14 protein-coding genes are annotated in these 12,360 nt (G+C 55.5%); 6 read left to right on the top strand and 8 right to left on the bottom strand.

Going from position 1 to position 12,360, the window contains the following annotated elements:
- Positions 1-6 precede the first annotated feature (6 nt).
- On the top strand, positions 7-687 hold the full coding sequence (locus ACPOL_RS33065) for an IS6 family transposase (protein ID WP_114211319.1): 681 nt from the start codon (positions 7-9) through the stop codon (positions 685-687).
- 125 nt (positions 688-812) lie between these two features.
- Here the strand turns inward: ACPOL_RS33065 and ACPOL_RS33060 are convergent, their stop codons facing one another.
- From ACPOL_RS33060 to ACPOL_RS33025, 7 genes are all read right to left on the bottom strand, one after another.
- Complete coding sequence (locus ACPOL_RS33060; RefSeq protein ID WP_114211317.1) at positions 813-1,334, bottom strand: YfbU family protein; 522 nt, start codon at positions 1,332-1,334, stop codon at positions 813-815.
- 16 nt (positions 1,335-1,350) lie between these two features.
- Positions 1,351-1,911: a recombinase family protein gene (locus ACPOL_RS33055; protein ID WP_114211318.1), complete on the bottom strand. Its 561-nt coding sequence runs from the start codon at positions 1,909-1,911 to the stop codon at positions 1,351-1,353.
- Complete coding sequence (locus ACPOL_RS33050; protein ID WP_236657655.1) at positions 1,908-2,492, bottom strand: nucleotidyltransferase; 585 nt, start codon at positions 2,490-2,492, stop codon at positions 1,908-1,910. Before ACPOL_RS33050 ends, ACPOL_RS33055 begins: the two co-directional genes overlap by 4 nt.
- Before the next feature lie 474 nt (positions 2,493-2,966).
- Entirely contained in the window at positions 2,967-3,647 is a 681-nt protein-coding gene (locus tag ACPOL_RS33045) for an IS6 family transposase (protein ID WP_114211319.1), read from the bottom strand.
- An 873-nt stretch (positions 3,648-4,520) separates the two neighbouring features.
- Entirely contained in the window at positions 4,521-5,222 is a 702-nt protein-coding gene (locus ACPOL_RS33035) for an RES family NAD+ phosphorylase (protein ID WP_114211583.1), read from the bottom strand.
- Positions 5,223-5,226: 4 nt separating this feature from the next.
- On the bottom strand, positions 5,227-5,619 hold the full coding sequence (locus tag ACPOL_RS33030; protein ID WP_114211322.1) for a DUF2384 domain-containing protein: 393 nt from the start codon (positions 5,617-5,619) through the stop codon (positions 5,227-5,229).
- A gap of 157 nt (positions 5,620-5,776) precedes the next feature.
- Complete coding sequence (locus ACPOL_RS33025) at positions 5,777-6,718, bottom strand: tyrosine-type recombinase/integrase (RefSeq protein WP_114211582.1); 942 nt, start codon at positions 6,716-6,718, stop codon at positions 5,777-5,779.
- Between the two features lie 86 nt (positions 6,719-6,804).
- Here ACPOL_RS33025 and ACPOL_RS33020 point away from each other — a divergent pair, with 86 nt between their 5' ends.
- From ACPOL_RS33020 to ACPOL_RS33005, 4 genes are all read left to right on the top strand, one after another.
- A complete protein-coding gene (locus ACPOL_RS33020; protein ID WP_150133244.1) occupies positions 6,805-7,131 on the top strand; it encodes a hypothetical protein in 327 nt (108 codons plus the stop codon).
- Positions 7,128-7,340: a hypothetical protein gene (locus tag ACPOL_RS33015; protein ID WP_114211580.1), complete on the top strand. Its 213-nt coding sequence runs from the start codon at positions 7,128-7,130 to the stop codon at positions 7,338-7,340. The genes ACPOL_RS33020 and ACPOL_RS33015 overlap by 4 nt, the downstream gene beginning before the upstream one ends.
- 621 nt (positions 7,341-7,961) lie before the next feature.
- Complete coding sequence (locus ACPOL_RS33010; RefSeq protein WP_114211579.1) at positions 7,962-8,666, top strand: ParA family protein; 705 nt, start codon at positions 7,962-7,964, stop codon at positions 8,664-8,666.
- Complete coding sequence (locus ACPOL_RS33005; protein WP_114211578.1) at positions 8,653-9,006, top strand: hypothetical protein; 354 nt, start codon at positions 8,653-8,655, stop codon at positions 9,004-9,006. Before ACPOL_RS33010 ends, ACPOL_RS33005 begins: the two co-directional genes overlap by 14 nt.
- A 1,012-nt stretch (positions 9,007-10,018) precedes the next feature.
- Here ACPOL_RS33005 and ACPOL_RS33000 read toward each other — a convergent pair.
- Positions 10,019-10,990 (bottom strand): RepB family DNA primase, encoded by a 972-nt coding sequence (locus ACPOL_RS33000; RefSeq protein WP_236657654.1) that lies wholly within the window; start codon positions 10,988-10,990, stop codon positions 10,019-10,021.
- Positions 10,991-11,105: 115 nt separating this feature from the next.
- Between ACPOL_RS33000 and ACPOL_RS32995 the strand changes: the two genes are divergently transcribed.
- The gene (locus tag ACPOL_RS32995; protein ID WP_114211577.1) at positions 11,106-12,131 is read left to right on the top strand and encodes an ATPase, T2SS/T4P/T4SS family; all 1,026 of its coding nucleotides are present in this window, start codon (positions 11,106-11,108) and stop codon (positions 12,129-12,131) included.
- Positions 12,132-12,360: the final 229 nt, after the last annotated feature.

Raw genomic sequence — 12,360 nt, 5'->3', positions numbered from 1 at the left:
AATCCGATGGTGGCAAAGGTATTAAAGCGGTTGCATTATCCACTGGATGTGATTCTGCTTTGTGTTCGCTGGTATAGTGCGTATCCGTTGAGCCTCCGGCATCTGGAGGAAATGATGGCCGAGCGTGGGACTTCTGTCGATCACTCGACCGTGCACCGTTGGGCGATCAAATTGTTGCCAGTCCTGGAGAAGGCGTTCAGGCGCGTCAAGCGCAAGGTGGGGAGGAGTTGGCGGATGGACGAGACCTACATCAAGGTGAAGGGCGAGTGGAAGTATCTATACCGCGCCGTCGATAAGGCAGGCAAGACCGTCGATTTCTTGCTGCGGGCGCATCGCGACAAGGCCGCGGCACGCACGTTCTTTGAACAGGCGATCGAACGGAATGGCGCACCAGAAAAAGTAACCATCGATAAGAGTGGCTCGAATGTGGCGGCTTTGGAAACCATCAACGCCGAACGAGGGAAGCAGATCCTCGTGCGCCAGGCCAAGTATCTAAACAACATCGTTGAGCAAGACCATCGTGGGGTGAAACGTCGAACCAGACCGATGCTCGGCTTCAAGGATGTTCGCTGCGCTCGCATCCTTCTTTCCGGCATTGAACTCATGCGCATGATCAGCAAAGGACAAATGAAAACTGGCCGTAGCGGACAAATCCCTGCACAGCAGTTCTACTCCTTGGCAGCATAAGCAACCCAATCCTATTGGCCTTTCATCGTTCATGCATCCTTATTGCGACAGAACCAGCCGGGTGCATCTCCAAGAGTGTAGCCGGTGAGGCACGGAAACTTATGCCTCACGCTCTCGGTAAAGGTTCACGAAATGATTTTTCTGATTTGGTCGGCGGTTAACTGCCAGTTTCCCGACATGGAATTGGCGATCTGTTGGCGGATCGGCTGAAAATTATCAAGCATACGACGTTGTTTGAAAGCGGTCATTTCAGTGTGGCTGTTCAAATAGTCCGGCAGCGTTTCTTTCCATTTTCCTTGCTTCTGCAAATGCTCCGCGAAGCCGTAGCGCTTGCCTTCGCTGTTGAGATCGAAACCCTCGAACTTGACATCGTCGAGCGTAAGGCCAGCCTTATCTGCAAGGTGATTGAAGCTGTTGATCAGAATACGGTGCATATCGAGAACGTCGTACACATAGGTGCATTCTTCAACGCTCATTTCGTCCCACACGTCGGTAAACACCGTGTGATATTGGGCCGTGTAGCCACGCGCGATAATTTCGCGGTCGGCGGCATATTCGTCGGCCCCCTCTGGATCGAGCTTTTCCAGAATCCGGTACTGGTTGATGAGCTGCAAGCGCTCGACGGGTGTTAGCGTTGTCACGGTCATATGTGGTGTGGTCCCTTCAGTTAGTTATTTTCTCCTGCAAGTCTCGATAAAGGGTGGACCGGCCCACATGAAAACTGTCGGCTACATCCTCTGGCCGTTCGCCTGCCGCTATCAGCTTCCGGGCCTGCTCGATGTGCTGTCGCGTGAGCTTGGGCTTGTGACCAAATTTCACGCCTCGCGATCTCGCATCCGCGATCCCGGCAGTGGTCCTCTCGCGGATCAAGCTATGCTCCATCTCGGCAAAAACGGCCAGCAGTTGCCACATGGCGCGGCCCCCCGGTGTTTCGGTGTCGATGGCCTGCGTTAGTGATTTGAATTTCACGCCGCGCTGTTTTAGGTCGTCGAGCAGGATCACAAGGTTTCGCGTCGTTCGTCCCAGCCGGTCCAGCTTCCAGACCGTTATGCTATCGCCGGACTTCAACACCTTGAGCAGGCGGAGCAGGGCAGGGGCCTTGCTGGCCGCGCCGGATATGCCCTTGTCGGTGAAAATCTTTTTACACCCGTCCTTCTTCAACGCGGCAAGCTGCATCGCGCCGGTTTGATCGTCGGTCGATACACGCGCATAGCCGTACTTCACTGTTTGGGACCGCCTTCGGCAATATCAGCGCGGTTTTTTTTTACCTTTGGCCGCTGGCTCTCTGCCGCCTTACGAACGGCGTCCACGTCCGCGAGGTCTTGAAGCCGCGCAGACGCCAGCTTATTGACAACAAAATCCTCCGCCGAAATTACGAACACCTTGAGGCCGCTACGCTCGTCAATGACTTCCTCTATGCGGCGCTGCCATGCGTCATCAAACTTGACGCCGGAAATATGCGGAAGTACTTCGATCATCTGTGGGGGATTGCCCATGCGGAAAAAGGAATTGGGGGCAATAAGATCATCGGGCTTGAGGCCATCAAGCGGTGCGCCGAATTTAGCCAAAGCCGCATAGACCGCCTTCGCATTCTCCGGCTCCGGCTGCACGAAAAGATCGAGGTCTTTTGTCGCTCGCGGCTGTGCATGTACCGCCACGGCATAGCCTCCGACGATCAGATATTTAACGCGGTGCTCGTTGAACGCGGACAAGAGTTCTTTGAAGTCCTGACTGAACATCGCGGGCGGGTTCCTTCCAAGCGAATTGCGTTGACGACAGTTCACCAGCTGCATCCAGCCGTTCATGCACAGGGCGGCTTTGCCAGTACCGATACTCGTCGGCCTTCATCTCGTCGAAACTGGTATAGCGGCGGATGGTCTTGTCCATGCCCGTTTGTAGCACCCGGAGAGACGCTTTTCAACGTTTCATTTCGGGACTGGATTTTGGGACGCGCAACCCCCTGATTTCAACGGGTCCGCAAAACGTCCCGAAACTTACCCTTTGCGGGACACGCCAAAGGGTGGCCTACTGGCGTTTTGCGCGGCACTTTGGCGTAATACACTTCCGCTGTGAAACAAAGACAAGTTATTCCGCCTTACGATTCTTGGATCACCATCAACCCGGCGAAGCCTTGACTATGGACCCTCAGCTTAATGCCGAATGGCAACGGCTTAAGCCGGTGCTGCGACAGTTTCCTTTCTCGAGTACTGGCAGCACTTTAATTGGTTCTGTCGCAATAAGGATGCATGAACGATGAAAGGCCAATAGGATTGGGTTGCTTATGCTGCCAAGGAGTAGAACTGCTGTGCAGGGATTTGTCCGCTACGGCCAGTTTTCATTTGTCCTTTGCTGATCATGCGCATGAGTTCAATGCCGGAAAGAAGGATGCGAGCGCAGCGAACATCCTTGAAGCCGAGCATCGGTCTGGTTCGACGTTTCACCCCACGATGGTCTTGCTCAACGATGTTGTTTAGATACTTGGCCTGGCGCACGAGGATCTGCTTCCCTCGTTCGGCGTTGATGGTTTCCAAAGCCGCCACATTCGAGCCACTCTTATCGATGGTTACTTTTTCTGGTGCGCCATTCCGTTCGATCGCCTGTTCAAAGAACGTGCGTGCCGCGGCCTTGTCGCGATGCGCCCGCAGCAAGAAATCGACGGTCTTGCCTGCCTTATCGACGGCGCGGTATAGATACTTCCACTCGCCCTTCACCTTGATGTAGGTCTCGTCCATCCGCCAACTCCTCCCCACCTTGCGCTTGACGCGCCTGAACGCCTTCTCCAGGACTGGCAACAATTTGATCGCCCAACGGTGCACGGTCGAGTGATCGACAGAAGTCCCACGCTCGGCCATCATTTCCTCCAGATGCCGGAGGCTCAACGGATACGCACTATACCAGCGAACACAAAGCAGAATCACATCCAGTGGATAATGCAACCGCTTTAATACCTTTGCCACCATCGGATTCCATCGTCTGCTTCATGGCTCTTCAACACCTCTCCGTCCGTCCAAAGAATAACAAGTCGCCTTATTGCGACAGAACCCTTCAATTGACGAATCAGACTTTGTGCTTGCTCGATCGAACGCTCGAAAAGAGACGATCTTCCCAGGCTGACCGTTATCCCGAAGCGTAAAATCCCGTTGGGTAAGGCCTGTCACCGGTCGGCCTGAACTATCTCGTGCTTCGACGTCAAGCCGAATCATGCCTTGGGTCGAGTCAGGTGCCGGTCCGCGTTCAAGCTCGAGCAGGTCAATGACTCGTGGCGACTCAGTTTGCTGCGCAGCTCCTGGGGTATGCGCACTTAAGAGAAACACCCCACAGATGAGCAACCGCCATTTCAACGGGATGACCATTCCTGGCATTTACCAAGGTATTGCGATATCCAGCCTGAGCTATTTTACTCTGCTTTCTCCTCAACCCTGAGCGTCGCGGGGGCAGTAAGGAAGTAGCGGCTACCATCCCTCGAAAGGGAAATTCTTGTTGAATCGCGATGCATGACAGGCTGTAGGCGATTGTAGTGTCGGCTTCCTCAAACAGGGGTAGCAAAAACTCATAGTGGACCCGTCGTCGAGCTTTCTCCGTACCGCCTTCGATTTCGTCCTTGTTCATGAATCACTTCTTAGGGGACTTTTGTGTCAAGGCTGCTCTCGGACTTTCGATTCCGCGCGGATACCCTACGCAGCAACTGCATTCGTTTATGTCTTTCTCTTGAACGTCATTCTCTCTCGGGAAAGCACTCTACTCGGCCGCAGCAAATCCTTTGTCGGTGACCGCATAGGTCCAGCTCTGATTGCCGGCAGATACCCATCGTCCCTCATGCACCCTTGGACGCTTCACGGCGCTGGAAATGCTGGTGTGTGCTTCTTTGTGGAAACTCCCGGATGTATTTTGATTCTTAGTCCGAGCAGTCTGCACGCCTCGTGCAAGTCAACATCATCTGGTCGGATTTCAACAGATGCTCTCCGAGAGTTGATCCGAAACGGTTCAAAAAGAGCCCAGTTCTCGAGATCATGTCCATAGCGAGAGCGATAATAAATGCCGTCGAATCCAGTCTCATACACCTTCAGCGAGGCCAGCTGGGTGAGGCGACGCGGTTCCCCTTGCTGAAGCACGGAGTCGTCAAGATCTTGGAGACCTAATGCAATGCAGTCTCTCGCCAGAACCTGACGTAGATGGCTGACCCAGCTGGCGCCATAGAGATCAGCATAGGCCCCCGTCACTGCCGCCTCACCCATCACGCGGGGCTCGTACCAATCGCTTGGTACGGTACCCAAAGGTACATGGTCGTCTTCTCCTGCAATTGCTTGCAGTTCGGCGATCAGGGTGAGATCTGGTCGAAATCGCGCAAGCGTTTCAACGAAGCAGGCGACTCGCTGTGTGGCAGCGTAGAGAACGCGATAGTTCCCTCTCGGATCATCGAAGCGATTTCCAAAAGTCCCGTCGAGCTGGGCACGGGACCAATCAGGCGGATCCCAGGGATCTGGTTTTCGCCCAAGCCGAAAGAGCGGTGTAATGGGCGTTTTCGTATCCAACATCCAGCTATGCTCCAGCAATAAACGCTCTGGCAGCTCCCAGAATCTTAGGTGCGATCTCGTCCAAATTACCTTCCTTCAAGAGACGTAGGGGAACTCTGTCTCCCAACTCAGGATTGACTCCCGTCAACCATGCCTGAACGACCCGAGGTGAATCGTGTTCGATTAATGTCCGCGCTACTTGGTACGCGAAGCGAAGGCGAGCTTCTACATCTCCGTACGGCTCAACTCCAGCTATCCAACGGTCGAGCGCTCGAACATCTTTCACCCCCGCTATATAGGCCGTGAGCTTGCGCCCGATCATATCAATAAGGCGCTTAACGATCTCCTGCCACTGGAGTGTTAGAGCTTCACGATGAGCAGCAAGATCCGGTCTCGGAAGGGCAACGGCAGTCGCCATGATGAGTTTCCTCCTCTTACCTCAGCATACACACAATGCCGAAACACTTACTAGCAAACTCCGCACAAATACCGCTACTTTACCATCCTGCTGTATCTACCACACTATAGATCCAAGTACGGCATTTTCAGTCGTTCGCGCTGGAGGATCTAAACAGTCACGCTATGTCGAGGCCGATCGCGTCGTTGACGGCATGGGCAAGGGCCTGTTCGGTGCCGAGATAGCGCTCCGTGGTTTGGATGGAGGCATGGCCAAGCAGCAGCTGGATCTGTTCGAGCTCCCCGCCCGCCTTTCTGCAGAGTTTCGCGCAGGTGCGACGCAGGTCGTGGGGCGCGAGCTTCCCCAGACCGCTCGTCTTGGCATAGCGCATCACCAGGCGCCAGACCGCCTTTTCGTCCCGGATCTCCTCGCCGGCAAGGACCCCCGCCTTGGTGACCGGCCGGAAGAGCCGGCCTTGGCTGATCCCGGAAGCGCAAAGCCAGGCGTCGATGCGGCTCTTCACCCCGGCCGGCACGGTCACGGTCCGGACCCGGCCACCCTTCCCTGCCATGTCGGGTAGCACCCAGCGACCCTCCCGCTGCTGGAGGTCTTCTATATTGATCCGGAGCAGCTCCGCCCGGCGCAGCCCGCAGCCGAGCAGCAGGGCGAGGACCGCCCGGTCGCGAATCCCGGGCAGGGTCTTCGGGCTGGGGGCGTTGAGGAGATCGTTGGCCTGCTCCTTCATCAGCCAGTTCCCTGCCCGGTTGCCGCGCTTCTCAATCCCGGGCACACGCTCGATGGCCGCGGCCGCGGCCGGGTCGAGCAGCTGGTTGTCGGCCATCTCGCGGGCGAGCTTGCGGATTGGTGAGAGCCGGAGGTTGACGGTCGAGGCGGAGAGCCCCTGGTCGAGGAGTGAGGACCGGTACTGCTGAACCAAAGCTTTTGTAAAGGCCCGGCCGGCCCCGGAGAGCCTGATCCAGGTGAAAAAAGCCTTGAGACCGGTCTTGTAGGAGCGCCGCGAGTGCTCCGAGGTCACCCCGTTGACCACCAGGTCGATCAGGAATGCCTCCGAGGGCCGGTTCCCTGCCGGTTGGAGCTCGATCTCGAGTTCGGCGGTCATTGGAAAGAGAATAGCACGATAACTGGGATTATCGGGTGCTATAGTTGTCGCTAATTCATATTGCCGTGCGGATTCCGTGCGCACTCATGAAGTATCATGGTTCTCAGCTGAATCGCGAGGCGATTGCTCAAGTCTTCGCCCTCAAGCGCCGTGCCACCCTCTCACTGATGAAAGAGATCGGCCCGATTCGGCTCCGCACCGGTCGTTGGATCCTGCCACGCGAGAAGCTCATCGCCTTCCTCCAAGCCCAGGCGAAGGAGGCGGAGGTCGAGCTGGCCCGCAAAGAACGCTTTACCCAGTCCTTGCTCGCTGCCGACGCTTCCCTGCTCCGCCGTCCGAGCATTTTGCTCGCGCCACGGACGCTGTCTTCTGAGCACGGGAGGCCTATGCCGTCGGGCTGCCGGAAAGCGTGACCCTCGAGCTCGGTTCCCCAAACCGGCTCGTCGTTGAGTTCGCCACAATCGAGGAGCTCGCCGAACGCCTGCTCGCAACCGGAATCGCCCTCAACAACCGGTTTTCCCTCTACCAGGATCTGTTCGCACCTCAATCCCAAGCTGCCCATGACGAGGACCAAGCCGAGCGCGAAGATGCCGAGTATTTAAGGAATTGGAGGCCGGATTAGGATCAGAAGAGAAAATCGTTCCGCTACCCGGGACCATGCACACGCGGTTTTGGAGCACATCACACCAAACGCGAACGCAGCGCAGAAGCACCAGCGCCACTGACACGTCAGCCCTGAACACGTAGCCAGAACTCACCCACGATGAAGGCGAAGTCTGGACCTTCATGATGGGGTCGCTACACCAAACGTCATAAACTGTACGCCAACGATCAAGCGGCTTTGTGTTTACAAATACTTACACCGAAGTCATGAAGTGCAGATGGACGCGGTTACACGAATTCTGAAGTCTTTTGGAATCAACGAAGTTTTTCCACTAACGTACGATTTTCTGCATTTGGTGTGGTGAGCCCTCTCAGAGCGCGATTGCCGATAATGTCTAGCTACAACTGTTTGTTGCTACTGATAGCGTCGTGTAGCTACAGGTCTTTGTTGCTACTGATAGCGTCGTGTAGCTACATGTCTTTGTTGCTACTGACAGCGTTGTGTAGCTACAGCTCTTTGTTGCTACTGGTAGCGGGGTGTAGCTACAACTTCTTGTTGCTACTGATAGCATGGTGTAGCATTATGTAGCTACCGAACGCCAAGTCGCGTTTTGTGGTTGGCTGAAGTAAAGGAGGCTGTGTGCCGGTAATCGTAACCGCAAGCTCAAAAGGCGGGGCGGGGAAGAGCACTTTGACGTTAGTTCTTGCCCAGGCACTCGATGCGATGGGTGCCTCGGTCACAATTATCGACGCCGACCCGAACCGGCCGATCCTACGATGGCGGTCCGGAAAATCGTCGTCCAAGATCGACGTTGTGGGCGACGTGACTGAGGGTAGCATCGTGCGGTGTATTCGGGAGCATAGCGCAGTTCGTCAATTCGTTCTGGTGGATTTGGAGGGAACCGCGAACCGGCTTGTGTCGCGAGCTATTACTCAGGCTGACTTGGTTCTGATTCCACTACAGGCAAGCGCTCTTGACTCGAATGAAGCGAGCCGCGCCGTGAACCTGATCCAGGAGGAAGAGGAGACCTTGGAAGGACGCCGAATCCCTTTCCGAATCATTATGACCAGAACCAATCCGTTGATTACGACAAAGATCGAGGGGGGAATCATCGACGCTCTTGCGAAAGCGGAGATCCCGATGATGCGCACGCGGCTGCATGAAAGGCAGGCTTACAAGGCCATCTTTGTGCGGCGAGAGTCTATCGGGGAACTCGACGATAGCATTAACGGTCTGCCAGCGGCCCTCGCGAATGCGGAGCGTCTGGCAGAGGAAGTCGTGGAATTGGTTGCGGTTGGGAGCTCGACAGCGGAACTTGGAGGAGGTAGAGATGGCGGAGAATGAGGGTGACGCGGTTGACGCGTACGGCTTTGGCCGGAGCAAAATCAGGGAGATGATTAAAGAGATTCGGCCGGCTGCACCCCCGGATGTGCCTAGGGATATGGCAGTCGTCGATGCGGCTGCGGAGAGTGCCGGTTTTGTAAGCAGAGAAGCAACTTTTGGGAGCGAGGGTCTCGGGTACCGGCCTTTGCGGGTTCAGCGGGTAGAGCCGAGAATACCCCTGAATATGCGGGTACCTATATCTATCGGTGAAGCCTTTCAGCGGTTTTGCGAGGAAAACCGCTATAGCTACCCGGAGGGTCTGGCTGAGGTGATGCGAAGAGCAGGGTTACCGTTGCGATGAGACTTTGAACGGTAATCGCCTGGGTGGAGACAAGAGTATGTTTTGGATTTCGTATCTCTTTACGGTAGTAATAGGCGGTTTCTGTGTACTGGTTTGGAAACTGTTGAGAGGATTGGCCAGATGGCTGTGATAGTTTGCATGACAGAGTCTCCCCCAGGGTCGCTTATGTGTCGGTGCGACTGTCGGCACTCTTCTCACGGGCTCTGTACACCAAACGTGTAGAGTCATCCGACCACGTGTGACACCGCCCGTCAATGCGCAAACGCTGGGAACTGTGATCGAAGAGTAGCGGACCCGCCACCGCATCACAGATGAGTCTTCATCTGTGAATGGCTCTGCAGGTTAAGGTGGCCGGACCAAAAGCCGGAAGCGTTTTGGGGAGTACTTCACACAAATGATCAAGACGTCGTCACAGAGGATCTCAACCTCAAGAATCAGACCTTACTGGCAATCTTGAACCACATCGCTCAGATAACGAGCGACACCTCGTGGGTCGTACCTCCCCCGCCCCCTCGTTGGCAAACGTGCCTCCGGATAAGCTTTTGGGGGATCTTACGATATCGCAGTGTACCGTCAGGAGCGCCGATACGAGCCCTATGTTGTTTGAACTGGCAGTATCTTAAGCCCGTAGCCGATGTCGGCGCTGGCCGGGCTAAGCAGTCATAGGCTTTCACCATGTCATAAAAGCATGACTCCTCTCCTCTCTTTCGAAACGACTCTATCTCTTAAACCGCATCACGGCTCCTTCGACGCCGAAGACAGATTCGGACTCAGACTCCGAAACATTGAACCTATACCCGTAGTCGTCGTCATGATGACGCCCCGACGTGGAAACCCTCCAACAGCTTTTCCTTCACTTCATCCAATTCCTGAATCATTGAAGCTAGTTCGGAGTGTCGCGTCCCTTGCAACTCAATGGTGATTCGCTTTAATGGGTAGGCGTGTTCTCTCCATGCCGTTTCGCTCATCGCGTTGTTTTTTCGCTCCTCTCACAAACAACGGTTACTTATCGTCACTGCTCGTTTCCGTGCGTGTCTTCATATGGCACACACTGCGGGTTCAGTGGTGACGCTCTCGCCCAATAGCGGGCTTTGCCGATTGTGCGCTGGATGTAAGCGTTCCTTCTGGCAGGATTGGGATCTCGAGAGAGATAGTTGTGGTCAAGAGCTCTGGCTATCTCGTATTCCGGCATGCCGAGCGAAAGAGCGGCGACGCAAAAGGAGATGTCGGCCGCAGCTGGACGTTCTCTATACCGAGGTGATTCGCGGAACTTTTGCAGAGACAAATGCGAGTACCTCACTGCGCCAGCTTTGCTTGGGGAAAAGGAGGTGCGGCGAGCCGCGAGCGCCGCGTGGCGGGCTTGCTCCTGAATTTGAAAGTCTCTGATTATTTCGATGCGAAACTGGGCTGCCCTGGTGTATTGGCGCCCTGAATGGGCGCGTAAGAGGACGAACGGAAAAAACCCGTTCGGCATTCGGTGCTTGGGTTTGCAATTGGTGAATCCAGGGAGGCGGCCAAAACGCCGCCAGTCCGCAGCGTTCGGGTCACCATGATAGCGGCGGGCCAGCGTCTGCGCGATGTAGCTCGAGAGTCTGGGCTCATATTCGGTGTCATGCTTGAGCCAGGCCTGGTAGTTGTTGGGGCTCGTCTCGACGACGGCGCAAGGCTCGTAGCCGTCAGCAGATAACCTGGCGAGGTGGTCGGGGGCGAGGTCATCGAGGACCGTGAACTGATGATGTCCCGCAGGTCGGATATAGATGTGTGATCCATGCGAGTTGTGCGCTTTCATCGTCGGAATTCGGGCGAGCACGGTCTCCGGGGTTAGATGGTTGAAACCTGGGAGCGCTCCTCTCTCACTCAGGATGCCAACATCGTAGGTGGGCGCGGAAAGAGCGTTGAGCATGTTGAGCACCGCGCGATGCGTCCGGTCGATGGGAGATGCGTGATGCGAGCTGTTTTTTATGGAAGTGTCGCCCTGCGGCATTGCTTTCCTCGGATGTGCATGGTACTTTTCACAGTGTACTGTGACTTGTGCATTTCACAGTGACACCAACTATAAGCGTGCCTGATGCTGGGCGGCAAGTGCGGACGGAAGCTCTATGGGTCACGAAGGGAACACGGAGGAAAGGCAGGGCCGGTTGCGAGACAAGCTCCGTGATGAACTTGGTCCGGTCATCGTCTCGTTGCTTGATCGATCCAGCGGTCTGGAAGACATCATCGTCAACGAAGATTCCCGAATTTGGGTAAAGAGGACAGGGTCGGCTTTCGAGCAGGTGGGTGAGTTGAAGATGGAGCAGGCGCGCGGCGCGATGATGACGATCGCCTCCATGCAGAAGACCACGGTAACCGAAACAAGGCCGGTCCTAGAAACGCAGTTGCCCATCTGGAGGTTTCGTTTCGCTGGGCTGATCGAACCGGTCGTTCCGTCGCCGTCTTTTGCGATCAGGATTAAACCGGATAGGAAGAGAAGCCTGGTGGATTTAGAGAATCAGGGAGTATTGAGCCGTCGCGATGATCCCCGAAATCGTCGAGCAAGCCAAGAAGATTTTCTTGCGGAGGTCTCGAATCTGGGACATCGGGAGGTGATTCAGAAAGCGATTCTGGCGCGGAAGAATATGTTGGTCGTGGGCGGAACGGGCGCGGGAAAGACAACGATCGCCAACGCGATTTTGGAAGAGATTGGGGTACTCACTCCGGGCGACCGCGTTTTGGTTATAGAGGACACGCAAGAGTTGATTCTGGATTCGGCGAACAGCTTGAGCATGTTGGCCACCACGGAGTTTGACCAATTGAAGTGCTTGAAGGTGGCGTTGCGATTGAAGCCGGACCGCATTGTGGTGGGTGAGGTGCGGGATGGGGCTGCGGCGCTGCCGCTTCTGAAGTCCTGGAATACCGGCCATCCCGGTGGCCTGTCGACGCTTCATGCGAATAGCGCGGCGGAAGCCTTGGTTCGTTTGGAAGACTTGGTGAGAGAAGCGACAGAGGCTCCTCAGCAGAGAATGATCGGCGCGGCGGTAGATATTGTGATTGCCGTTGTGAACGATCCGATAGAGGGCCGTAAGGTTCGGGAGATCGCGGTTGTGTCGGGATATGACAACAATCGCTATTCGGTAACGCATGTTTGAGAAAGGAGGTTGCAGCAGATCTACGCAGGACTATGACGCGAGGCAGCGGACAGGAATGGGCATCGACGAGTCTTGTGACTCAACTGATGAAGTTTTGTTTGTGGTCGCCAGTGTCGTATGCGTCGGTTACCTCGGTTTATGTGTGCTGGTTGTCAGACTGATTTGGAGAGCTTTTTGAGGAAGTAGGCGGTTCTGGTAGGTCCGTACAGAACTATAACCGTGAGCAGCG

The sequence above is a fragment of the Acidisarcina polymorpha genome (genome assembly GCF_003330725.1).
Classification (GTDB): domain Bacteria; phylum Acidobacteriota; class Terriglobia; order Terriglobales; family Acidobacteriaceae; genus Acidisarcina; species Acidisarcina polymorpha.
This window is presented reverse-complemented; position numbering and strand designations above follow the sequence as displayed.